Below are 22,737 nucleotides of genomic sequence, written 5' to 3'. Positions count from 1 at the left end.
GGACCCATGGCGTTCGGCTGGATCGACGACCAGGCGGAGCAGCGCCGCCGCGCCGGACTGGTGCGGACCCTCAGGCCCCGGGCGGCCCGCTCGCCGCTCCTGGACCTCGCGAGCAACGACTACCTGGGCCTGGCCCGCCATCCCGAGGTCGCCGAGGGCGCGGCCGCCGCCGCCCGCACCTGGGGCGGCGGCTCCACCGGCTCCCGCCTGGTCACCGGCACCACCGAGCTGCACACGGAGCTGGAGCGCGAGCTGGCCGACTTCTGCGGCTTCGAGGCGGCCCTGGTCTTCTCCTCCGGCTACGCCGCCAACCTCGCCGCGGTGACCACGCTGGGCCCGCACGGCTCGCTCATCGTCTCCGACGCGGGCAACCACGCCTCGCTCATCGACGGCTGCCGGCTCGCCCGGGGCGCCACCCAGGTGGTCGGCCACGCCGACCCGGACGGGGTGCGCAAGGTGCTGGGCACCCACGAGGGACCCGCGGTCGTCGTCTCCGACACGGTGTTCTCGGTCGACGGAGACGCGGCGCCCCTGGCCGAGCTGGCCCGGGCGTGCCGGGAACACGGCGCGGGGCTGGTCGTGGACGACGCGCACGGGCTCGGCGTGCTGGGCGACGGCGGCCGGGGAGCCCCGTACGCGGCCGGACTCGCCGGGGACGGGGACGTCGTCGTCACCGCCACGCTGTCCAAGTCGCTGGGCAGCCAGGGCGGTGTGGTGCTCGGCCCCGCCCGGGTCGTCGACCACCTGGTCAACGCGGCCCGGACGTTCATCTTCGACACCGGTCTGGCCCCGGCGGCGGCGGGCGCGGCGCTGGCGGCGCTCAGGCTGCTGCGCCGTGAGCCGGAGCGGGCGGCGCGGGCCCGCGCGGTGGCCGCGGAACTGCACGCGCGCCTGACCGCCGCGGGTCTGGAGGCGGTGCGTCCGGACGCCGCGGTGGTCTCCGTGCGGGCACCGTCCCCGGAGGGGGCCGTGCGCTGGGCGGCCGACTGCCGTACGGCAGGCCTGGCCGTGGGCTGCTTCCGTCCTCCTTCCGTGCCCGACGGCATCTCACGGCTGCGGCTGACCGCCCGCGCGGACCTCTCCGGGGCCGAGATCGAACGCGCTGTACGTGTGATCGGCGAGACGCGACCATGAGTCGGCGTGACACGGCCGTGCGTCGCCCGGGCGGGAACCGGTCAGTACCCGGTCATCGGAGTGCGGCGACGAAGTCCGCCCAGCTCCCGGGGGAGAAGAGCAGCGCGGGTCCGGCCGGGTCCTTGGAGTCGCGCACGGCGAGCAGCCCGGTCAGCGGACCGGAGTGCGGCCGGGCCGTCTCCACGCAGTTGTTCGCTCCCGTGCTGTAGCTGCTGCGCAGCCAGCGCACGTCGTGCAGATCGGTACTGGAAGGTACGTTCCGAGGCATTGCGGTCATGGTGCCTCCTTACGCGCCGTCACCTATCCCGGCGATGTGATCCAACGTGTCCTCGGGTGAAAGGGCCAGGGCCTGAAGAGCGTTGAAGGCCTCCGAGTAGGCCTGGAGGTCTTCTTTCCGTTCGAGGTAGAGGCTACTCGTCAACTGGTCTAGAACAACCACGTCCAGATCAGAAGTGCTCGGAAATGAGAAAATAACGAAAGGGCCGGTGAGGCCGATGTGTGCCCCGGCGGCGAACGGCAGGACCTGGAGCCTGACCTGGGGCAGCCGCGCCGCCTCCATCAGCCGCTCCAGCTGCCGCGCCATCACCTCGGGACCGCCGACCTCGCGCCGCAGCACGGCCTCGTCCAGTACGGCGTCCAGAACCAGCGGAGGATCCCGGCGCAGCACGTCCTGCCTGGCCAGACGCACCTCGACGAGCGCGTCGAGCCCCTCCTCGTCCAGCGCGTCCACGGCCGCCCGGGTCACCGCGCGGGCGTACTCGGGCGTCTGCAGCAGCCCCGGGACGACCGAGGTCTCCAGCGTGCGCATCCCGCCGGCCTGCGACTCCAGGCTGATGAAGTCCCGGTAGGTGGGCGGCAGCACCCCCCGGTAGGCGTGCCACCAGTGATGCCGGCCGCGTCTGTCCTCCGAACCCGCCAACACCAGCAGCAACTCGCGCAGTTGGCCGTCGCGGACCCCGTAGGCGTCCAGGAGTAACCGCACATCGGCCGGTTTCACGCCACTGGCGCCGGTCTCGATACGGCTGACCTTCGACTGGTGCCAGCCCACCAGACGGGCCGCCTCACCGCTGGTGAGACCCGCGCCGGTGCGCAGCGCGCGCAGTTCCGCGCCCAGTTTCCGGCGGCGCACCGCGGGACCGTTCTGCATGGGGCCAACTCCTTACTCGCCATTACTCCTTACGGGCCGCCCGAATACCGTCTGCCGTCGCAGAGTTCACCGCTTCGAGCGACAGATATATGCATATCTCGGTGGATCGCTCGTCGTGACCGTCCGCTGATGGCAGTCTGGCGGCGAAGCACCAGTCCGGGACCGTACTCGAACCATCCGCTGCTTGTGGACTGCGGTCCCGCGGGAAAGGGACGACGTCGCCATGGCAGACCATCTGGAAGCATCCGTCACCCTGCCGAGCGATCCCGCCTCGGTCTCCGCGGCCCGTTCGTACGTGGTGGGCACGCTCGCCGAATGGGGCCTGCCCTCGGACACGGAAGCGGCCGACACCGTACGGCTCATCGTCTCGGAGCTCGTCACCAACGCCGTCCAGCACACCTTCGGCCAGTCGCCCACCTTCACGGTGGACATCGCCCTCCACCGCGACGAACAGCTGCGCATCGGGGTGACGGACAGTCACCCGCGCTTCCCGAAGAGACTTCCCGCCGCGGTGCAGCAGGACAACGGGCGCGGCATGGTCATCATCCGCTGGCTCACCGCGGAGTGCGGCGGCCGGATGCGGGTCCGGCCGACCCGTGAAGGGGGCAAGACCGTCTCCATCGAACTGCCCTGGACCGTCCGCGCCCACCCGGTGACGACGGCGGGGCAGCAGGAGCCGTAGGGCCTTGCCGGGCCCTGGCTCCGCCGCCCCTTGCTCATCGGGCCCGTGACGGCCCGTCCGGGTCAGTTCACCCGGCCGTACCAGACGCTGCTGGTCCAGATCTTCTGCAGCCGCACCACGTCCCCGGTCCTCGGGGCGTGCCAGATCTTTCCCTTCCCGGCGTAGATGCCGACGTGGTAGACGCTGGACCCCGAGTGGAAGAACACCAGATCCCCGGCCTGGCGGTTGCCGGCCGAGATGTGGCGGGTCTTGTTGTACTGCTGGGCGGCCGTCCGGGGCAGGGTCTTGCCCGCCTTCTTGAACGAGTACAGCGTCAGCCCGGAGCAGTCGAACCTGCGGGGCCCGGTGGCGCCCCACGCGTACGGGGATCCCTTCTTGGACGCCGCGATCTGCAGCGCCTTGGTGGCCACGGTCGCGGCCGAGGCGTCGGTGGCGACACCCGGGACCACGACCGAGCCGCCGACGGCGGCGATGGCGAAGGCCGAGGCCGTACCGGCCCGGACCATCAGCGACGGGACACGATTGAGCGCAGTCATGCGCAACCCTTCGTCAGCCGCCTGTGAAGGATGACCTGTCGGATTCGGGCTGGCGAAGTTGCCCGGCCGCGTTGCCACGGCTTCACCCCAAGGACCGCTCGGAACGAACAGATGGACTGGTGAACGTCCGTTCCGGCGACCCGTCTTGCCTGGGTCCTCCACTCCTGCCGATCCACTCCTGTCGACCGGTCATCCGGGCGGCGGCAGGATTCGGCGTCCGCACGGACCGCCCCGCCGCTGTGGCGGGGGCTTGTCGTCAGACAGGGATCTTCACCCACAGCTGTACGAAAATCCCAACGCAACCGGGGATTTGTGGTGTTACTCACCACTCGCCCAATTGGGTGGACAGCACTGGGTGCGAGCCCCTGACGGGACGGCAGCGCAGCCTCTGACCAGGGCAGATGTCGCTTCCCGCGGTTTTCGTACGGGCCTCTTCGCAACATCGGAACACCGGAAAAAGGATGCGCGGCTAGTCCGAACAGGGGTACGTCTTTTGGGTCGTTTCAGTTCAGTGGCGCGGGTGCAAGCGTCAACCGGCGCCGTCCGGGGGCACGGTGACGCGCGCGGTACGGCGCTCGCCGTCCAGCACCCGCAGCGCCCGCGCCAAGGTGGCCGCGTGCAACTCCGCCTCGCCCCGCCGGTGCATCAGGGCGAGCGCGTCGCGCAGCTCGGCCGCCTTGCGCACCAGCGCCTGGGCGGCCCGCAGACCGCTGTAGGTGTCGCCGTGCTGAGCTGGGTTGATCCGGCCCAGCAGGTCGACCGCCTCAAGGTAACGGTCGATCAACTCACCCTCGGCCCGGGTCAGCGCGGGCAGCGGCGGCAGTTCCGGTGGCAGCATCTGCGGCTCACCTCGCGTCCGGGGTGCCGGGCGGGATCCTGTGGCTGGGGACGATCCCATCCACCACCCCGTACTCCAACGCGCCAGGCGCGTCCAGCACGAGATCCCGCTCAAGATCCTCCCGCACCTGCTCCGGGGTGCGCCCGGTGTGCCGGACGAGCATCTCCTCCAGCAGTGCGCGGACCCGCACCATTTCCTCCGCCTGCAGGACCAGATCGCTGGGCTGGCCCCGCACCGGCTCGTCCAGCGAGGGCTGCTGGACGACCACGCGGGCGCCCGGCAGCACCTGCCGCCTGCCCGGTGTGCCGGCCGCGAGCAGCACCGCGGCCGAGGAGACGGCCTGCCCCAGGCAGAGGGTGTCCACGTCGCAGGTGACGTACCGCATCGTGTCGTAGATCGCCGTCATCGCGCTGAACGAGCCGCCCGGGGAGTTGATGTACAGCGCGACGGGCCGGTCCGGATCCGCGTGTTCGAGGTACATCAGCTGTGCCATCACGTCGTTCGCCGAGATGTCGTCGATGGGCGTGCCGAGGAAGACGATGCGCTCCTGGAGCAGCTTGGCGTACGGGTCGAGCGTGCGCTGTCCCTGGCTCGTGCGCTCGGTGAACTCGGGCAGGACGTAGCGGGCGGACGGCCGGGTGAACGGTGCGGGCATGGCATACCCCTCCTCGGGCGGAGCCTCCTACGGCTCAGCGTCTGTACAAAATGTACAGTACGTACGTGACGTTATGATGGGTGCATGGCCTACGAGATTCCGGTGACGCAAGCCAGGGCTGAACTCGCCGACCTGATCAACCGGGTGGTGTACGGCGCCGAGCGCGTCGTCGTGACACGGCACGGCAAGCCGCTGGTCGCCCTCGTCTCCGCCGCCGACCTGGAACGGCTCGACGCCCTCGACGCACTGCAGGAGCGCGAGGAGCCGGGGCAGGAGCAGGTGATCAGCTCGGTCTCCGGGGTCCGCGAGGTGGCGCCCGCCGCCCGGGAGCGGCAGCGTTTCGGCATCGCGGCGGAGCACCGGGGACCCACCCCGACCTGAGCCACAGGCGATCAAGGGCTGGTTAACGTCGTTGAAACCCCGGCGAACTAGCCTGCCGATCCACGCCACCAGGGGTTTTCGTGCCCGCATCGCTCTCCCCGTCGCGGTGGCGGCGGCCACCGGACCCCGCACGGTCCGGAGCGAGGACTGTGAGGTGGGACGTGCAACTGACCCCGCACGAGCAAGAGAGGCTGCTCATCCATGTGGCGGCCGACGTGGCCGAGAAGCGCCGGGCCCGCGGGCTCAGGCTCAACCACCCGGAGGCCGTCGCCCTCATCACGTCGCACATCCTGGAGGGCGCGCGGGACGGCCGTACCGTGGCCGAGCTGATGTCCTCCGGTCGCAAGCTCCTGACCAGGGACGACGTCATGGAGGGCATCCCCGAGATGATCCACGACGTGCAGGTTGAGGCCACCTTCCCGGACGGCACCAAGCTGGTCACCGTCCACGACCCGATCGTCTGAGGGGGCCGTCGATGATTCCCGGGGAGATCCTCTTCGCCGACGGCCCGATCGTGTACAACGCGGGCCGCGAGACCATCCGTCTCACCGTGCTCAACGCCGCCGACCGGCCGGTCCAGGTCGGCTCCCACTACCACTTCGCCGAGGCCAACCCCGGCCTGGAGTTCGACCGCGCCGCGGCGCGCGGCAAGCGGCTGAACGTCGCCGCCGGCACCGCCGTGCGCTTCGAGCCGGGCATTCCCGCCGAGGTGGAACTCGTCCCGCTGGCCGGCGCCCGGATCGTGCCGGGGCTGCGCGGGGAGACCGGAGGTGCCCTCGATGCCTGAGATCTCCCGCGCCGCGTACGCGGACCTGTTCGGGCCGACCACCGGCGACCGCATCCGGCTCGCCGACACCGACCTGCTGATCGAGATCGAGGAGGACCGCTCGGGCGGCCCCGGCCTCGCCGGTGACGAGGCGGTCTTCGGCGGCGGCAAGGTCATCCGCGAGTCCATGGGCCAGTCCCGCGCCACGCGCGCCGAGGGCACCCCCGACACCGTCATCACCGGCGTCGTCATCGTCGACCACTGGGGCGTGGTCAAGGCCGACGTCGGGATCCGCGACGGCCGGATCACCGGGATCGGCAAGGCCGGCAACCCGGACACCATGGACGGCGTCCACCCCGACCTGGTCATCGGCCCGGAGACCGAGGTGATCGCCGGCAACGGACGCATCCTGACGGCCGGCGCGATCGACGCCCATGTGCACTTCATCTGCCCGCAGATCGCCGACGAGGCGCTGTCCGCCGGCATCACCACGCTGGTCGGCGGCGGCACCGGACCGGCCGAGGGCTCCAAGGCGACGACCGTGACGCCCGGTCCCTGGCACCTGGCCCGGATGCTGGAGGCGATGGAGCAGTACCCGCTCAACATCGGCTTCCTCGGCAAGGGCAACACCGTCTCGCACGAGGCCATGCTGTCGCAGATCCGGGGCGGCGCGCTGGGCCTGAAACTGCACGAGGACTGGGGCTCCACGCCGGCCGTCATCGACGCCTCGCTGACGGTGGCCGACCGGACCGGCATCCAGGTCGCGATCCACACGGACACGCTGAACGAGGCCGGGTTCGTCGGCGACACGCTCGCCGCGATCGCCGGACGCGGCATCCACGCGTACCACACCGAGGGAGCCGGCGGCGGACACGCGCCGGACATCATGACCGTCGTCTCCGAGCCGCACGTGCTGCCCAGCTCGACCAACCCGACGCGGCCGTACACCGTGAACACCGCCGAGGAACACCTCGACATGCTGATGGTGTGCCACCACCTCAACCCCGCCGTGCCGGAGGACCTGGCGTTCGCGGAGTCCCGGATCCGGCCGTCCACGATCGGCGCCGAGGACGTCCTGCACGACCTGGGCGCGATCTCGATCATCTCCTCCGACTCCCAGGCCATGGGCCGGGTCGGCGAGGTGATCCTGCGCACCTGGCAGACCGCGCACGTGATGAAGCGGCGTCGCGGGGCACTGCCGGGGGACGGGCGGGCCGACAACCGGCGCGTACGTCGCTATGTCGCCAAGTACACGATCAACCCGGCGCTCGCCCAGGGGCTGGCCCGGGAGATCGGCTCCGTGGAGACCGGCAAGCTCGCCGACCTGGTGCTGTGGGAGCCGGCGTTCTTCGGGGTCAAGCCGCACCTCGTCCTCAAGGCCGGACAGATCGCGTACGCGCAGATGGGCGACGCCAACGCGTCGATCCCCACACCCCAGCCGATCCTGCCCCGGCCGATGTACGGGGCGATCGGGCGGGCGCCCGCCGCCAACTCGGTCAACTTCGTGGCGCCGCTCGCCATCGAGGACGGGCTGCCGGAGCGGCTGCGGCTGGGCAAGAGGTTCGTGGCGATCGAGTCGACCCGTGGGGTCACCAAGGCCGACATGCGGGAGAACGACGCCCGGCCGCACGTCCGGATCGACCCCGACAGCTTCGCCGTGCACATCGACGGCGAGCTGGTCGAGGCGGTGCCGGCCGCCGAACTGCCCATGGCCCAGCGTTACTTCCTCTTCTGATGTCCAGGGCTGCACTGCTCGTCCTGGCCGACGGCCGCTTTCCCGCGGGGGGGCACGCGCACTCCGGCGGGGCGGAGGCGGCCGTCAGGGCCGGGCGGATCACCGGGGCCCCGGACCTGGCGGACTTCTGCCGGGGGCGGCTGCACACGGCCGGGCTGGTGGCGGCGGCGCTCGCCGCGTCGGCCGTCCTCGGACTGGATCCCGGGGAACTGGACGCGGCGGCGGACGCCCGGACGCCGTCGCCCGCGCTGCGGACGGCCGCGCGGCGGCTGGGGCGGCAACTGGTGCGGGCGGCCCGGGTCGCCTGGCCCGCACCCGAACTCGACGCCCTGGTACGGGACTTCCCCAAGGGCGCGCATCAGCCGGTGGTCCTCGGCCTCGCGGCCCGGGCGGCCGGACTCGACCCCCTGGACGCGGCGTACTGCGCGGCGTACGAGAGCGTGAGCGGGCCGGCGACCGCGACGGTGCGGTTGCTGAGCCTGGATCCGTTCGACGCGACCGCCGTGCTGGCCGGGCTGGCACCGGAGCTGGACCGCGTCGCGGACCGGGCGGTGGAGGCGGCCCGCCGAGTGGCCGACGAGGGGGTGGACGCCCTGCCCGCCACCTCGGCGCCCGTGCTGGAGATCGGCGCCGAGGCCCACGCGGCCTGGCCGGTGCGGTTGTTCGCCTCGTAAGGACGCTCACCCCCCGGGTACCCGTAACAAAGTTTGGAGCCGTATCCATGCACCTCGACCACACCCATCCCGGTCCCGCCGCCGTGAGCGCCGACGCCCACCGGCCCGACGGATCACGGCGCGCGCTGCGCATCGGGCTCGGCGGCCCCGTCGGATCGGGCAAGACCGCCACCGTCGCCGCCCTGTGCCGGGCGCTGCGCGACGAGTTGTCGCTCGCCGTCGTCACCAACGACATCTACACCCGCGAGGACGCCGAGTTCCTGCTCAGGGAGGCCGTGCTGCCGCCCGAGCGGATCACGGCCGTGGAGACCGGCGCCTGCCCGCACACCGCGATCCGCGACGACATCTCCGCCAACCTGGAAGCGGTGGAGGACCTGGAGGAGGCGGTCGGGCCGCTGGACCTGATCCTTCTCGAGTCCGGCGGCGACAACCTCACCGCCACCTTCTCCAAGGGGCTGGTGGACGCACAGATCTTCGTGATCGACGTCGCCGGCGGTGACGACATCCCGCGCAAGGGCGGCCCCGGCGTCACCACCGCCGACCTGCTCGTCGTCAACAAGACCGACCTCGCGCCGTACGTCGGCTCCGACCTCGCCCGGATGGCCGCCGACGCCAAGGCGCAGCGCGCCGAACTCCCGGTGGTGCTGCAGTCGTTGCGCGGCGAGGACGGGGTCGCCGACGTGGCCGCCTGGGTGCGCGGGCGGCTGGCCGCGTGGACCGCGTGACGGCGTCCGGGGTACGGGCGAGCGCCCGGATCGTCGCCCGCGACGACGGGCGCGGCGGTACGGCCCTGCCCGTGCTGGACGGCGAGGGGCCGCTGGCGCTTCGCCGCACCCGGGCGAGCGGCGGCGAGGCCCGGGTCATGGTCGTCGGGGCGATGAGCGGGCCGCTCGGCGGTGACCGGTTCGCCGTCGACGCACGGGTGGAGCGGGGCGCCCGGCTGCACATCGGCTCGGCCGCCGCCACCATCGCGCTGCCGGGCCAGGCGAAGGGGGAGGCGCGCTACGACGTACGGCTGCGGGTGGACGACGACGGCGAACTGCGCTGGCTGCCCGAGCAGCTGATCTCCGCCGCGGGGAGCGACCTGTACGTCACCACCCGCGCCGAACTCGGGGCCGGGGCACGGCTGGTGCTGCGCGAGGAGCAGGTGCTCGGGCGGACCGGCGAGGAGCCCGGGCGGCTCACCAGCCGCCTGACCGTGCGGATCGCGGGCCGCACCGTACTCGACCAGGAGCTGGCCTGCGGCCCGGGCGCGCCGGGCGGCTGGGACGGTCCGGCCGTACTGGCGGGACACCGCGCCGTCGGCCAACTCGTCGTCGTCAGACCCGAGTTCACCGAGCAGGCCGCCGCGGCACGGATGCTGGGCGAGTCCGCGGCGCTCGTCCCGCTCGCCGGGCCCGCCGTCCTGGTGACCGCCGTGGCGGCCGACGCGCTCCGGCTGCGGCGGGTGCTGGACGAGTCACTGGCCCGGCTCGGCGAGCGGAACTAGGACTCTCCGCTCAGCGGTACAAGATCGTCCGGTTATCGGATTGGCAAAGAAGGAACACGCCCCCTGTTCCCGGGCTGCCCACAGCCGCGAGGATCCCCCCTGACCATTCGCAGCGACGCAGGGGGAGAGCCCACTTGAGGGACAACAGAGCGAAGAGCCGCGTGCTGGCGCTCGGTTCGGCCGGGGTGCTGGTCACCGCGACCCTGATAGCCGGCGCGGTGTCGGCACCCGCGGCCAGCGCCGAAAGCCGCCACGGACAGGACCGCGAGGCCCGGGGCGCCCGGATCGCCGCCGACCGCGCGGCCGAGGCCGGGATCGACTGGCAGGACTGCCCCGCCGACTGGGGGCTGGAGAAGCCCATCCAGTGCGGCTGGGTCTCGGTACCGCTCGACTACGCCAAGCCGTACGGCAAGCAGATCAAGCTCGCCGTCGACCGCATCGGCAACACCGGTACCCCGCAGGAGCGTCAGGGGGCGCTCGTCTACAACCCCGGCGGCCCCGGCGCCTCCGGGCTGCGCTTCCCGCGCCGGGTCACCACCAAGAACCCCGTCTGGGCCAACGTGGCCAAGGCGTACGACTTCGTGGGCTTCGACCCGCGCGGCGTCGGCCACTCCGCACCCATCTCCTGCGAGGACCCGCAGGCGTTCGTCAAGGCGCCCAAGGCCGACCCGGTGCCCGGCACCGAGGCCGACAAGAGGGCCCAGCGGAAGCTCGCCCGCGAGTACGCCGAGGGCTGCGCCGAGCGCAGCGGCGCGATGCTGCCCCAGATGACCACCCCCAACAGCGCCCGCGACCTGGACGTCATCCGGGCCGGCCTCGGCGAGAAGCGGCTCAACTACCTCGGCGTCTCCTACGGAACCTACCTCGGTGCCGTCTACGGCACGCTGTTCCCGGGCCACCTGCGCCGGATGATCGTCGACAGCGTGGTCGACCCGTCACGGGAGAAGATCTGGTACCAGGCCAACCTGGACCAGGACGTCGCCTTCGAGGGCCGCTGGAAGGACTGGGAGGACTGGGTCGCAGCCAACGACACCGCCTTCCACCTCGGCACCACCCGCGCCGCCGTCCAGGCCAAGTGGCTGGAGCTGCGCGCCACGGCCAGGAAGAGCCCCATCGGCGGGATCGTCGGGCCGGCCGAGCTGATCTCCTTCTTCCAGAACGCCCCGTACTACGACTCCTCGTGGGTGCCGGTGGCGACGGTCTTCGCCAAGTACGTCGCCGGTGACACCAAGGCGCTGGTCGACGCGGCCGGCCCCGACCTCACGAACACCGCCGGCAACATCGCCTCGGAGAACGGCAACGCGGTCTACACGGCCGTCGAGTGCACCGACGCGCACTGGCCCGCCAGCTGGCACAAGTGGGACCGGGACAACACCCGGCTCAACACCGACTACCCGTTCATGACCTGGGCCAACGCCTGGATGAACCTGCCGTGCGCGACCTGGCCCGCCAAGCAGCGGACGCCGGTGGACGTCACCACCCACAAGGGCCTGCCGCCGGTGCTCATCGTGCAGTCCACCCGGGACGCCGCCACTCCCTACGACGGCGCCGTCGAACTGCACCACCGCTTCCAGGGCTCCCGCCTGATCACCGAACGGGACGCGGGCTCCCACGGCGTGACCGGCCTGGTCCACCCGTGCGTCAACACACGGGTGGACACCTATCTGCTCACCGGGAAGCTGGACACCGCGGACGTGACCTGCGCCCCGCACGCCACGCCCAAGCCGTAACCGCTCCACGGCGGTGACGAGGGGCGGCCGGAAACCCCGGCCGCCCCTCCCTCGCCCAGCCCGCGACTCAACTCAGCGGCATCCGGGGGAACTTGCGCTCCCTCTCCGCCGTGGCCGCCTGCTCCGCCTTCACGACCGCCGCGTACTGGTCCACGTACTCCTGGCCGGACAGGGTCAGGATGGCGTACATGATCTCGTCGGTGACGGCACGCAGGATGGCCTTCTCGTCCTCCATGCCGGCATACCGGGAGAAGTCGAGGGGCTTGCCGAAGCGGATGACGACCGGGTGGATGTTCGGGATGACCTTGCCCGGGGGCTGCGCCTCGAAGGTTCCGATCATCGCGCAGGGGACGACCGGGACCCCGGCCCGCAGCGCCATCACGGCGACACCGACCTTGCCCTTGTAGAGGCGGCCGTCGTGCGAGCGGGTGCCCTCCGGGTAGATGCCGAGCAGCTCGCCCTTGCCCAGCACGCCGAGGCCCTCACGGATCGCGGCCTGCCCCGCGTCCTTGCCTGAGCGGTCCACCGGGATCTGCCCGGCGCTGCGGAAGAAGAACGCGGTCAGCCGGCCCTTGACGCCGGGGCCGGTGAAGTACTCGGCCTTGGCGAGGAACGTGATGCGCCGCTTGATGATCGCCGGCATCAGGAAGTGGTCGGAGAACGAGAGGTGATTGCCCGCGACGATGGCCGCCCCGGAGTCCGGCACGTGCTCCAGGCCCTCGGTCCGGGGGCGGAAGACCAGTCTCAGCAACGGCCCCAACAGCACGTATTTGAGCAGGTAGTAGAACAATGGAGGTCGCTCCTCGCTCCGGCGGGAGGCCAGTGTAAGCGTGGGGCCGACCGGCCGGAACAGCGCGCGGAGCGGGCGCGGGCGTGTCATCAGGTGTACCCGCTGCCGGCACATCCCGGGCGCGACGCCGCCCTCCCCGGATCTCCCCGCGGCGTCACACGTCGTCCAGCCCCTCGCCGGCCCGCTGGGCACGGTCGCGGCCGATGACCTGGCGGCGTTTCCACTCGCGGCGGACCTCGGCTTCCAGACGTGAGTCCGTGCGGGAGGCGATCCACTCGTTCTCGCGCAGGAGCTTGCGGTAGCTGTGCAGTCTGCGGTCGGAGAGTTCGCCGTCGGCCACCGCGGCGAGGACCGCGCACCCGGGTTCGGCGTCATGCGCGCAGTTGTGGAAGCGGCAGGAGAGGGCGAGTTCCTCGATCTCGGAGAAGACCTGGGCGATGCCGCTCCCGGCGTCCCACAGGCCGACGCCGCGCAGCCCGGGGGTGTCGATGAGGACGCCGCCGCCGGGCAGCGGCATCAGGTCCCTGGTGGTGGTCGTGTGCCGGCCCTTGCCGTCGGAGTCCCGTGCGGCCTGTACCCGCTGGGCGTCGGCGCCGGCCAGCACGTTGGCCAGCGTGGACTTGCCGGCGCCTGATTGCCCGAGCAGCACCGCGGTGCCGCCGGCGACGGCCGAGGCCAGGTCGTCGACGCCGGCGCCGCTCTCGGCGCTGACGGCCAGCACCGGCACCCCGGGCGCGGCCGCCTCGCAGTCGGAGACCAGGTAGCCGAGCGAGACCGGGTCCTCGACGAGATCCGCCTTGGTCAGGACCAGGAGGGGCTGGGCGCCGCATTCCCAGGCCAGGGCCAGGAACCGTTCCATGCGCGCCAGGTCGAGCTCGACCGCCAGGGAGACGGCTATGACCACGAGGTCGATGTTGGCCGCGAGGACCTGGCCGTCGGACCGCTTGGAGGAGGTGGAGCGGACGAACGCGGTACGGCGGGGCAGCAGGGCCCGTACGGCGGGAGGATCGGCTTCGAGGTCGACCGCGGCCCAGTCGCCGGTGCAGACCGTCCGCAGCTTGCCGTCCGACGGCTTCGCGAAGAGCGCCGTCGGCACATACGGGGTGGTGTCCCCGGCGGCCACCGGCCCGGTGACGGCGTGCACGGTCGCAGTGCTCCCCTCCCGCGCGACGACGACGCTGCAGCGCCCCCGGTCGACGCGTGCGACACGCGCGGGGACCAGGCCCTGTGAGCGGTACGGGGCGAAGTCCTCGGCCACGCCCGCGTCCCAGCCGTAGGGGCTCAGCGGGTGCGTGTCGGTGGGACCAGTCATCAGAGCAACCCTTCGCAGTACCGGTCCGGCGGCGGATGGTGAGCCGCCGTGGCGTGCGGTCCACACCGCCGTGGCGGGCGCGGCGGTTCGGCGCCCACGTTCCGGCAGCCTAACCGGCCTCCCGCACTGAGCCGCTCTCTTTTCGGCCCCGTTGACGACACGTCAACTCAATTGACCCACCTGCCATAAACGCAGCGTTTAGCGCGTGTTCCGATGGTGCGCCCGCTGATGCGGACATCTCGTCGGTCCGCTGAGGCACGCATGCGCAGCTTCGTTTATGCCCTGTGTTCTTTGGGGCGAATTGGTCTGGTACGCACGGCGGTTGTGATCGAACAGAGATGAAGGAAAGGGCGCCCCGCCGTCGGGGAGCGGTCGATAGTGGGCGCCGTGTTCCGGTGCGGACGCGGTAGTGACTGAGGGGGAATTCCATGCGGGGCTCGATGGGTGCGATGTGGTGCGCCGGTGTCCTGACCGTCGGACTCGCCGCGACCGGCTGCGGCGCCGGCACGACCGGTGACGAGGGCGGTGGTCCGCCCGGCGGTCTCTTCCGGTTCGGCCTCACCGAGCCCAGGACCATCGATCCCGCGCTCGCGGCCGAGACGCCGGGCATGGTGACCGCGGAAGTGCTGTTCACCGGGATGTACCGGGTGGCCCCCGACGGACGGCTGATACCCAAGCTGGCCAGGTCCGCCACCTCGAACGCCGACTGCACCCAGTGGACCTTCCGGATCAAGGGCGGTACGCGGTTCACCGACGGCGAGCCGGTGGACGCCCAGGCCTTCGTCCGGGGCTGGACCCGGGCCGCGAGCAAGGCCATGGCCTCCGACGTGGCCTACCACCTCGGCGGCATCAAGGGTTTCCAGGACCTGCAGGACGGCAGGTCCAGCACCTTCAGCGGACTGAAGGCCGTCGACGCGACCACGCTGCGGGTCGACCTCGGCTCGGCCGACTGCGAGTTCTACAAGAAGACCAGCCACACCGTTTTCAGCCCCATGCCCAAGGTGGCCGGAATCGGACCGAACAAGAAGTTCGAAGCGGCCCCCGTCGGCAACGGCCCGTTCAAGATGCAGGGCACCTGGCAGCACAACAAGCTGATCACGCTGGTACGCAATGACGACTACGGCCTGGAGAAGGCCCATCTGGGCAAGGTCGAGATCTATCTGCTCAATCCCACCAGCGTGTTCGACCTGGAGTACCAGGGATTCCAGACGGGGCAGTTCGACTACGCGCATGTGCCGACGCCGCAGCTGAAGGTGGCCGAGGCGAAGTACAAGCCGCAGGGTCAGTGGATCCAGAAGGAAACCAACGGCATGAACTATCTGCTGCCGGTGACCGACCGGGGTCCCATGAAGAGCAAGGACGCCCGGCTCGCGATTTCCTACTCGATCGACCGTTCGCTGATCGCCCAGAGCGTCTACCAGGGTTTCCAGAAGCCGTCCAGTTCCCTCGTCCCCGCTGCTCTGCCCGAGTCGTACCAGCCGGGCCTGTGCGGATCCTGTCTCAAGCCGGACCCGGCCAAGGCCAGGGCCTACGCCAGGAAGGCAGGGCTCAAGCCGGGTGACTCGCTGACCCTGACCTTCAACACCGGTGCCGGCCACGAGGACTGGATCCAGGCGGTCGGCAAGCAGATCGAGCAGGTCCTCGGCGTGAAGGTGAACATCAAGGGCGAACCGTCCAAGCAGGTCTTCGACGACGAGCAGAGCGCGAACGCCACCGGCCTGTTCCGCTACTCCTGGGGCGCGGACTACCCGACGGCCGACGACTACCTCTATCCGATGCTGGACACCGCCTCCATCAACCGGTCGGCGGACGGCTCGGTGGTCGGCGACAACCGGGCCCGCTACGCCAATCCCGCCTTCGACGCGCTGATCACCAAGGCCCGAGCCACCCGCGACGAGAAGCAGCGCACCGAGATCTACAAGCAGGCCGAGAAACTCGCCATGGACGACATGGCGCTCATTCCGACCTTCACCAGGACCGAGTACCGCGTGGTGCGGACCGACAAGTTCGACGGGCTCGACGACATCAGCTTCGGCGAGACGCCGTACCTGGAGAACATCTCGGTGAAGAAGTGACCGGAACCGCGCGGCGCGACAGAGAGGCCCTTCGTGGGAAGGTATGTGGTCCGAAGGCTCGGGCAGTTGATCCTCGTCCTGCTCGGCGCCACCGTCATCATGTTCACCTGTCTCTTCCTGGTCCCGGGAAATCCCATCGGACCCCTGGCGGGCAGTGAGAAGGCGAGCGACCCGGTGGTGGCCTCTCAGCTGCGGGAGCACTATCACCTGGACAAGCCGGTGTACGAGCAATACGCCTTCTACGTGAAGGACGTGGCCGTCGGCGACCTCGGCGAGGATTTCATCCAGCGCCGCCCGGTGACCGAGATCCTCGGGCCGAAACTGGTGAACACCGGCGAACTGGCCCTGGCCGCGATCGTCATCGACGTCGTGCTGGGCATGTCCGTCGGCGTGGTCGGCGCCCTGTTCAGATTCAGTGTCTGGGACATTCTGACGACCTTCTCGACCACGCTCGCCGTCGGCTTCCCGACGTTCGTCACGGGATTCCTCCTGCAGAAGTTCTTCGTGGTGCAACTGGGCTGGTTCCCGCTGCTCAGCCAGGGGGACCTGAAGTCGCTGGTGCTGCCCGCGTTCAGCCTGGCCATCCTCGACGCGGCCCTGGTGGCCCGTCTGATGCGGGGCACCATGCTGGAGGTGCTCAGGGCGGACTACGTCAAGACGGCCGTCGCCAAGGGCCTGCCGCGACGCACCGTGATCACCCGGCACGTCCTGCGCAACTCCGCGATCCCGGTCGTCACCTACCTGGGCATCTCCTTCGGCCTGATGCTCGGCGGCGCGCTGATCGCGGAGACGATCTTCAACTGGGACGGGGTCGGACTGGCACTGGTCTCCGCGGTCCAGCAGCAGAACAACCCGGTCGTCCTGGGGGTGGTGACCTACGGCGTCGCCGTGTTCGTCGTACTCAACCTCCTCGTCGACCTGGTCTGCGCGGCCCTCGACCCCCGTATCCGATACGAGTAGCCGGCCCCCGCGATGACGGAAGACCAACTCATGACCGAGCCGACCGAACACTCCGGCGGCGGGGCGGCCGCGGCCGTCGCGCCGCCCGAGGCCCCGATCCCCGCCACCACGCAGTGGGCGGACGCACGCCACCGGTTCCTGCAGAACAGACTCGCCGTGGTGGGGCTGGCGATCGTCGCCCTCCTGGTGCTCGTCGCCGTCCTCGGCCCGTGGCTCGCCCCCCAGGATCCCTACGCCCAGGACCTCAGGAACACCCTGGCGGGCCCGTCCGCCCGGCACTGGATGGGCACCGACGCGCTCGGCCGCGATCTGTTCTCCCGCCTGGTCGCGGGAACCCGGATCGCGATGGTGGTCGGGTTCGCCGCCATGGCGCTCAGCTGCTTCCTGGGCATCGTGCTGGGCGTGCTCGCCGGCTGCTTCGGCACCTGGGCGGACACCCTGATCATGCGGACCGCGGACATCTTCTTCGCCTTCCCGCTGCTCATCGGCGCCATAGCGATCATGCTGGTGGTGGGCCAGGGCATCACGCCCGTGATCATCTCTCTCGCCCTGTTCTCCTGGGCCACCATCGCGCGGTTGCTGCGCAGTTCCATCCTCACCACCCGGGAGATGGACTACGTGCACGCCGCGAGGGCCCTGGGCGCCGGCCGGGCGCGGATCATCCGGCAGCACATCCTGCCCAACTCCCTGGCCGCGGTGCTGGTGTACGCGACCTTCAACGTCGGTACGGCGATCGTCGGCGTGGCCTCGCTGTCCTTCCTCGGCATCGGCGTCGCACCGGGCGTACCGGAGTGGGGCAGCATGCTGGCGTCCGGCCGCGGGTTCGTCGGGGTCAAGGACTACCTGTGGCTCTGCCCCGGCTTCGCCATCGTGCTGACCGTGCTGGGCTTCGTCTTCGTCGGAGACGGACTGCGCGACGCCCTCGATCCCAAACTGCGCTGAGGAGAGCTGCGTTCATGGCCATCCTGGACACGTCGGCCACGGCCGGACAGACGCCGGCGACGGCGCCCCTGCTGGAGATCCGCGATCTGCACGTCGAGTTCCGCACCCGCGACGGTGTCGCCAAGGCGGTCAACGGGGTGAACTACCAGGTGCACAGCGGGGAGACGCTGGCCGTGCTCGGCGAGTCGGGCTCCGGCAAGTCGGTCACCGCGCAGGCGGTGATGGGCATCCTGGACATGCCGCCCGGCCGGATCACCCGCGGCCAGATCCTCTTCCGCGGCCAGGACCTGCTGACCATGACGGGCGAGCAGCGCCGGAGGCTGCGCGGCCGCAGGATCGCGATGATCTTCCAGGACGCGCTCTCCTCCCTCAACCCGGTGCTCAGCGTGGGCCGGCAACTCGGGGAGATGTTCCAGGTGCACCGGGGGATGTCCCGCAAAGCCGCCCGGGTCGCGGCGATCGAGCTGATGGACCGGGTGCACATCCCCGCGGCGAGCGCAAGGGTGGACGACTACCCGCACCAGTTCTCCGGCGGTATGCGCCAGCGGATCATGATCGCGATGGCGCTGGCCCTGGAGCCGGACCTCATCATCGCCGACGAACCGACGACGGCCCTGGACGTCACCGTGCAGGCCCAGGTGATGGACCTGCTCGCGGAACTGCGCCGGGAGTCGGACATGGGGCTGATCCTGATCACCCATGACCTGGGGCTGGTCGCGGAGGCCGCCGACCGGATCGCGGTGATGTACGCCGGCCGGATCGTGGAGAGCGCGCCCGTCCGCGACATCTACCGGCGGCCCGCTCATCCCTACACCGAGGCACTGCTCGAGTCGATCCCCCGGCTGGACCGCAAGGGCGGCCCGCTCCGGTCGATCGAGGGCCTGCCGCCCAGTCTGCTGCGGATACCCGAGGGGTGTGCCTTCCATCCGCGCTGCCACCGGGCGAGGGAGTTGTGCCGCACCGAGGTGCCGCTGCCGGACCGGCCGGCCCCGGAGCGGACGAGCGCCTGCCACTTCTGGAAGGAGACCTTCGGTGACTGAGCTGCTCGAGGTGCGCGATCTGGTCAAGCACTTCCCGCTGACGCGCGGCGGCCTCCTCAGACGACGGATCGGCGCGGTCAGGGCGGTCGACGGGGTCTCCTTCGGCCTGAACCGGGGAGAGACCCTCGGCATCGTCGGCGAGTCGGGCTGCGGCAAGTCCACCGTCGCGAAGCTGCTGATGCGCCTCGAAGAGCCGACGTCGGGACAGGTCCTGTACAAGGGCGAGGACATCGCCCGGCTCTCCGGCAAGGCCCTCCAGGCCGTGCGCCGCAACGTTCAGATGGTCTTCCAGGACCCGTACACCTCGCTCAACCCGCGCATGACGGTCGGCGACATCGTCGGGGAGCCGTACGACATCCACCCGGAGGTCGCGCCCAAGGGCGACCGGCGCCGCAAGGTGCGGGAACTGCTGGACGTGGTCGGGCTCAACCCGGAGTACGTCAACCGCTATCCGCACCAGTTCTCCGGCGGACAGCGCCAGCGCATCGGCATCGCCCGTGGTCTGGCCCTCAACCCCGAGATCATCATCTGCGACGAACCGGTCTCGGCCCTGGACGTGTCCGTACAGGCCCAGGTGGTGAACCTGATGGCCCGGCTGCAGCGGGAGTTCGGACTGTCGTACGTGTTCATCGCCCACGACCTGTCCGTCGTCCGGCACATCTCCGACCAGGTCGGGGTGATGTACCTGGGGCGGATGGTGGAGACGGGCGACGTCACGCAGATCTACGACCACCCCACCCATCCCTACACCCAGGCGCTGCTGTCGGCGGTTCCCGTGCCCGACCCGGAGGCCGGGCGGCGGCGGGAGCGCATCATCCTGGCCGGTGACGTGCCCTCGCCGGCCGACCCGCCCTCGGGCTGCCGGTTCCGGACGAGATGCTGGATGGCACAGGACCGCTGTGCGACCGAGGTCCCGGAACTCGCGGTGCCGGATCGTTTCCGCGAAGCGGCAGGACCGACCGCTCACCCCAGCGCCTGCCACTTCGCCGCGGAACGGGAGGGCGACGGCCCGGCCCCGGGCTCCGACGGGCGGCGGGACGCCAGGACATCGGGAACGTCCGGAACCCCTAGGACATCGACATCTGCATGAGGCCGGCCCGGAAGGCGAAGGAGACGAGCTGGGCCCGGTCCCTCAACTCCAGCTTGTTGCGCAGCCGGTAGACATGGGTGCGTACCGTCGCGCTGCCGATCGTCAGCGAGTCCGCGATCTCCTCGGTCGACATGCCCTTGGCGATGAGGACCAGGATCTCGCGTTCGCGGGGCGTCAGTGCCGTCAGGACCGGCTGGAGGAGTTCCTCGGGCTGGCTGTCCTGGCGGCGGAACCAGTGCACGAGACGCTGGGCCACCCGGGGGGCCAGCATCACCTGCCCGCGCGCCGCCGCCTGCACGGCGCTGCGGAGTTCCTCCCGGCTCACCTCCTTGACGAGGAGTCCGCATGCCCCGGCGTGAATGACGTCGGCCACAATGTCGGATCCGTCGTTCATCGTGTAGACGACCACGCGCGGAGAAGGCTCGATGATTTCCTGGCTGAGTCTGCGGATCATTTCAATTCCGGACAGGCCCTGAAGGGAGAGCCCGGTGAGCACGACGTCCGGACGGTGTTTCCGGACCAGCATGATGGCGTGAATTCCGCTGTCCGTCGTGTCGACGACGTTGATGTCGTCCTCCGAGGAGAGCAGTGCGCGGAGACCGTCGCGTACCACTGGCAATTCATCACATATCAGGACATTGATGGTCATTGCTGAGAATCCCCCTTGGGGGCGACGCGGGTATCGCGGTGCCCCCTTCTGGTACAGGCAGGCGGAAAGAGAACCCGGGTGGTCGACTTCGATCTCCTGGCCCTGTCGCCGCCAGTCAAGCGTTTCAGAATGGTCGTGCGGTGCTCGGCTCAGGCTGACAGATAGCCTGGCTCAAGGCAAGGGCCGACGAAATTCGGCCAGCGTCGATGAAATATGTTTAACCCGACGTGACGAAGGAAAGAGTGGCTGGCCTTTTGAATTGGCATACGGACATTCCAGCCGTCTCACGGTGTGCGGGTTCACATCAGGCCGTGGCAGGTTCACTTCCGTCCGGCTCCGGCGCGATGCGGCCGTCATCGCCACTGCCGTGACCTTCGCCGTCACCGGCCGCCGGATCCTCGTGCACCGCTTCCAGCATGCGCGCGGAACGCACCACGAAAAGCAACGCGGGCGTGAGGAACATCCACACGGCGCCGATCGTCAGCATGGTCGCCGGCGAGGTCAGCCCGCCCGCCGGACCCGCGAGAGCCTGACCGACCGGCAGCAGGCCGATGCTGCCCAGCCACTCGTACGAACTCACCCGGCCCATCGAACCGAGCGGCACGTTCTGCTGCATGGCGGTCAGCGAGAAGACGTTGAACATGGACAGGCCGATATTGCTGACCAGGGCGGCGGCCGCGATCACCGGCACGGGGGCGAGCAACGCCAGCATCAGCAGCTGCAGTCCGTAGAGCCCGAGCGGCAGGAACGAGGCACGCATGATGTAGCGGGGCCGCATGCGCAGGGCGATCACCCCGCCGAGCACCGAACCGATCCCGCTGCACGTCGTGATGACGGCCCACGCGGGCGCCCCGCCCAGATGGGCGCGCGCCTCGGTGGGGCCGAAGATCTGCCAGGCGGGGAGCACCAGCAGATGGAAGCTCGCGGCCCAGGCCACCATCGTCCACAGCCAGGTGCGGGAACTGAACTCCTGCCAGCCCAGCTTCAGATCGTTCAGGACGCTGGAGTTCTCCTCGCCGTCGGCCGTCTTCTTCGGGCCGAGCCGCAGCATGTACAGAGCCACCGCGCTGACCGCGTACGTCACACCGTCGAAGATCAACGCCGACCCGGGGTCGACGAGCGCGACCAGGACACCACCGAAGGCGGGACCGATCGACCACGCGATGTTCTCGCTGAGTCCGACGAGCCCGTTGGCCCGTTGCAGCGCCCCCGGCTTGACGACCTCGGGCAGCAGCCCGGAGGCGGCGGGCTGGAAGAAGGCCGCCGCGGTACCGGCGACCAGCTGCAGAACGATCATCGACGTCAGGGACGCGTGCCCGGTCACCAGGAGCACACCCTGCAGCGTCTGGGAGAGGAAACGGGTCGCGTCGCACACGAGCATCAGCAGCCGACGCGCCATACGGTCCGCGATCACCCCTCCCAGCAGCAGCAGAACCACCGTGGGCAGGATCCGGGCGGCCAGCACGAGACCCAACGCCGAAGGCGAGTTGGTCACTTCGAGTACGGCGAAGGCCAGGGCGATCGGGACGATCGCGTCCCCGACGACCGAGAACGTCTGGCCGATGTACAGCAGTCTGAACTCGCGCTGCCGCAACAGTGCCCAGATCCCTTCCCGGCCGGCCGAGCGCTGCTTGTTGCGGATGTTCATGCGGACCTTTCCTGACCCGGCCGGTTCTCGGCCGACGCACGCGATTCCTCTTCCTGCCCCGTGAGCAGTGACTCCACCTGCTCCGGGTCGACCTCGTTCAGCAGTTCCTCCACCACCGCGACCGCCAACTGCTCGACGGTCGGGGCCTCGAGCAGCGCGCCGACGCGGAGGTCGACCCCGAAGGCACGGCGGACACGCGCCATCAGACGCATCGCCAGCAGCGAGTCCCCACCGAGGTCGAAGAAGCTGTCGTCGATCCCGACGGGCCGCTGCGGGAGCACCTCGCGGAAGAGTTCCACGAGCCCCGTCTCGATGGCGTCCCGGGGCTCTTTGCCGGTGGGTTGCTGAAGCGGAGCGGCAGGTGGGGGGAGGCGTGTGGGGTCGAGTTTTCCGTTGGGGGTGGTGGGGAGTGTGGGGAGGGGGGTGATGGTGGTGGGGATCATGTGGGTGGGGAGGTGGGTGGT

General features: G+C 70.4%; 25 protein-coding genes and 1 riboswitch. Of the genes, 15 read left to right on the top strand and 10 right to left on the bottom strand.

Translation table 11 applies throughout. The features are described 5' to 3' along the window. Positions 1 to 6 precede the first annotated feature (6 nt). Positions 7 to 1,134: an 8-amino-7-oxononanoate synthase gene (locus tag ACFYMM_RS32030; protein ID WP_388392903.1), complete on the top strand. Its 1,128-nt coding sequence runs from the start codon at positions 7 to 9 to the stop codon at positions 1,132 to 1,134. Between the two features lie 52 nt (positions 1,135 to 1,186). On the opposite strand, the gene ACFYMM_RS32025 is transcribed toward ACFYMM_RS32030, so the two are convergent. Further along, on the bottom strand, positions 1,187 to 1,411 hold the full coding sequence (locus ACFYMM_RS32025; RefSeq protein ID WP_388392900.1) for a DUF397 domain-containing protein: 225 nt from the start codon (positions 1,409 to 1,411) through the stop codon (positions 1,187 to 1,189). A gap of 9 nt (positions 1,412 to 1,420) precedes the next feature. Continuing rightward, positions 1,421 to 2,281 carry a helix-turn-helix domain-containing protein gene (locus ACFYMM_RS32020; RefSeq protein ID WP_388392898.1) on the bottom strand — a complete coding sequence of 287 codons (861 nt, stop codon included), beginning with the start codon at positions 2,279 to 2,281 and terminating at the stop codon, positions 1,421 to 1,423. 223 nt (positions 2,282 to 2,504) lie between these two features. Here ACFYMM_RS32020 and ACFYMM_RS32015 point away from each other — a divergent pair, with 223 nt between their 5' ends. Next, positions 2,505 to 2,963, top strand: a complete 459-nt coding sequence (locus ACFYMM_RS32015) for an ATP-binding protein (RefSeq protein WP_388392896.1) — start codon at positions 2,505 to 2,507, stop codon at positions 2,961 to 2,963. A 62-nt stretch (positions 2,964 to 3,025) separates the two neighbouring features. Here the strand turns inward: ACFYMM_RS32015 and ACFYMM_RS32010 are convergent, their stop codons facing one another. From ACFYMM_RS32010 to ACFYMM_RS32000, 3 genes are all read right to left on the bottom strand, one after another. Beyond that, positions 3,026 to 3,499, bottom strand: a complete 474-nt coding sequence (locus ACFYMM_RS32010; RefSeq protein ID WP_388392893.1) for a C40 family peptidase — start codon at positions 3,497 to 3,499, stop codon at positions 3,026 to 3,028. A 3-nt stretch (positions 3,500 to 3,502) separates the two neighbouring features. Next, positions 3,503 to 3,725, bottom strand: a riboswitch (cyclic di-AMP (ydaO/yuaA leader). A gap of 303 nt (positions 3,726 to 4,028) precedes the next feature. Beyond that, positions 4,029 to 4,337, bottom strand: a complete 309-nt coding sequence (locus ACFYMM_RS32005) for a hypothetical protein (RefSeq protein ID WP_388392890.1) — start codon at positions 4,335 to 4,337, stop codon at positions 4,029 to 4,031. A 7-nt stretch (positions 4,338 to 4,344) separates the two neighbouring features. After that, on the bottom strand, positions 4,345 to 4,992 hold the full coding sequence (locus tag ACFYMM_RS32000; protein WP_388392888.1) for an ATP-dependent Clp protease proteolytic subunit: 648 nt from the start codon (positions 4,990 to 4,992) through the stop codon (positions 4,345 to 4,347). Positions 4,993 to 5,076: 84 nt separating this feature from the next. On the opposite strand from ACFYMM_RS32000, the gene ACFYMM_RS31995 reads away from it, so the two are divergent. The 8 genes from ACFYMM_RS31995 to ACFYMM_RS31960 all read left to right on the top strand — a co-directional run bounded on the left by ACFYMM_RS31995 (position 5,077) and on the right by ACFYMM_RS31960 (position 11,767). Next, a complete protein-coding gene (locus tag ACFYMM_RS31995) occupies positions 5,077 to 5,373 on the top strand; it encodes a type II toxin-antitoxin system Phd/YefM family antitoxin (RefSeq protein WP_388392885.1) in 297 nt (98 codons plus the stop codon). Between the two features lie 161 nt (positions 5,374 to 5,534). Further along, positions 5,535 to 5,837 carry an urease subunit gamma gene (locus ACFYMM_RS31990; RefSeq protein WP_028808600.1) on the top strand — a complete coding sequence of 101 codons (303 nt, stop codon included), beginning with the start codon at positions 5,535 to 5,537 and terminating at the stop codon, positions 5,835 to 5,837. Positions 5,838 to 5,848: 11 nt separating this feature from the next. Continuing rightward, a complete protein-coding gene (locus tag ACFYMM_RS31985) occupies positions 5,849 to 6,160 on the top strand; it encodes an urease subunit beta (RefSeq protein ID WP_388392882.1) in 312 nt (103 codons plus the stop codon). Further along, complete coding sequence (locus tag ACFYMM_RS31980) at positions 6,153 to 7,874, top strand: urease subunit alpha (RefSeq protein ID WP_388392879.1); 1,722 nt, start codon at positions 6,153 to 6,155, stop codon at positions 7,872 to 7,874. The genes ACFYMM_RS31985 and ACFYMM_RS31980 overlap by 8 nt, the downstream gene beginning before the upstream one ends. Further along, a complete protein-coding gene (locus tag ACFYMM_RS31975) occupies positions 7,874 to 8,548 on the top strand; it encodes an urease accessory protein UreF (protein ID WP_388392876.1) in 675 nt (224 codons plus the stop codon). The genes ACFYMM_RS31980 and ACFYMM_RS31975 overlap by 1 nt, the downstream gene beginning before the upstream one ends. Before the next feature lie 47 nt (positions 8,549 to 8,595). Further along, the gene (gene ureG, locus ACFYMM_RS31970; RefSeq protein WP_388392873.1) at positions 8,596 to 9,273 is read left to right on the top strand and encodes an urease accessory protein UreG; all 678 of its coding nucleotides are present in this window, start codon (positions 8,596 to 8,598) and stop codon (positions 9,271 to 9,273) included. Beyond that, positions 9,270 to 10,037 carry an urease accessory protein UreD gene (locus ACFYMM_RS31965; protein ID WP_388393164.1) on the top strand — a complete coding sequence of 256 codons (768 nt, stop codon included), beginning with the start codon at positions 9,270 to 9,272 and terminating at the stop codon, positions 10,035 to 10,037. The genes ureG and ACFYMM_RS31965 overlap by 4 nt, the downstream gene beginning before the upstream one ends. 134 nt (positions 10,038 to 10,171) lie before the next feature. Next, the gene (locus ACFYMM_RS31960; protein WP_388392870.1) at positions 10,172 to 11,767 is read left to right on the top strand and encodes an alpha/beta hydrolase; all 1,596 of its coding nucleotides are present in this window, start codon (positions 10,172 to 10,174) and stop codon (positions 11,765 to 11,767) included. A gap of 67 nt (positions 11,768 to 11,834) precedes the next feature. Here ACFYMM_RS31960 and ACFYMM_RS31955 read toward each other — a convergent pair whose 3' ends face one another. Together ACFYMM_RS31955 and rsgA are read right to left on the bottom strand one after the other, a co-directional pair. After that, positions 11,835 to 12,557, bottom strand: a complete 723-nt coding sequence (locus tag ACFYMM_RS31955) for a lysophospholipid acyltransferase family protein (protein ID WP_388392867.1) — start codon at positions 12,555 to 12,557, stop codon at positions 11,835 to 11,837. Positions 12,558 to 12,711: 154 nt separating this feature from the next. Further along, a complete protein-coding gene (rsgA, locus tag ACFYMM_RS31950) occupies positions 12,712 to 13,869 on the bottom strand; it encodes a ribosome small subunit-dependent GTPase A (RefSeq protein WP_388392864.1) in 1,158 nt (385 codons plus the stop codon). Positions 13,870 to 14,297: 428 nt separating this feature from the next. On the opposite strand from rsgA, the gene ACFYMM_RS31945 reads away from it, so the two are divergent. Genes ACFYMM_RS31945 through ACFYMM_RS31925 form a run of 5 tightly spaced genes read left to right on the top strand, consistent with a single transcriptional unit; the run spans position 14,298 to position 19,976 of the window. After that, positions 14,298 to 15,944, top strand: coding sequence for an ABC transporter substrate-binding protein (locus tag ACFYMM_RS31945; protein WP_388392862.1), 1,647 nt, complete (start codon positions 14,298 to 14,300; stop codon positions 15,942 to 15,944). A 45-nt stretch (positions 15,945 to 15,989) separates the two neighbouring features. Further along, the gene (locus ACFYMM_RS31940; RefSeq protein ID WP_388392859.1) at positions 15,990 to 16,904 is read left to right on the top strand and encodes an ABC transporter permease; all 915 of its coding nucleotides are present in this window, start codon (positions 15,990 to 15,992) and stop codon (positions 16,902 to 16,904) included. 30 nt (positions 16,905 to 16,934) lie between these two features. Continuing rightward, entirely contained in the window at positions 16,935 to 17,846 is a 912-nt protein-coding gene (locus ACFYMM_RS31935; RefSeq protein ID WP_388392856.1) for an ABC transporter permease, read from the top strand. A gap of 14 nt (positions 17,847 to 17,860) precedes the next feature. Next, complete coding sequence (locus tag ACFYMM_RS31930) at positions 17,861 to 18,886, top strand: ABC transporter ATP-binding protein (protein WP_388392853.1); 1,026 nt, start codon at positions 17,861 to 17,863, stop codon at positions 18,884 to 18,886. After that, positions 18,879 to 19,976, top strand: coding sequence for an ABC transporter ATP-binding protein (locus ACFYMM_RS31925; protein WP_388392850.1), 1,098 nt, complete (start codon positions 18,879 to 18,881; stop codon positions 19,974 to 19,976). The genes ACFYMM_RS31930 and ACFYMM_RS31925 overlap by 8 nt, the downstream gene beginning before the upstream one ends. Here the strand turns inward: ACFYMM_RS31925 and ACFYMM_RS31920 are convergent. The 3 genes from ACFYMM_RS31920 to ACFYMM_RS31910 all read right to left on the bottom strand — a co-directional run. Beyond that, positions 19,954 to 20,625: a response regulator gene (locus ACFYMM_RS31920; RefSeq protein ID WP_388392847.1), complete on the bottom strand. Its 672-nt coding sequence runs from the start codon at positions 20,623 to 20,625 to the stop codon at positions 19,954 to 19,956. The two genes, ACFYMM_RS31925 and ACFYMM_RS31920, sit on opposite strands and share 23 nt — an antisense overlap. Before the next feature lie 304 nt (positions 20,626 to 20,929). After that, a complete protein-coding gene (locus tag ACFYMM_RS31915; RefSeq protein ID WP_388392844.1) occupies positions 20,930 to 22,273 on the bottom strand; it encodes an MFS transporter in 1,344 nt (447 codons plus the stop codon). Next, on the bottom strand, positions 22,270 to 22,737 hold a 468-nt coding region (locus tag ACFYMM_RS31910), incomplete at its 5' end, for a phosphopantetheine-binding protein (RefSeq protein ID WP_388392841.1). The genes ACFYMM_RS31915 and ACFYMM_RS31910, both read right to left, overlap by 4 nt.

It is taken from the genome of Streptomyces sp. NPDC006739 (assembly GCF_042869815.1).
GTDB lineage: Bacteria > Actinomycetota > Actinomycetes > Streptomycetales > Streptomycetaceae > Streptomyces.
The sequence above is the reverse complement of the archived record's forward strand: the minus strand, read 5'-3'. Positions and strand labels throughout refer to the sequence as shown.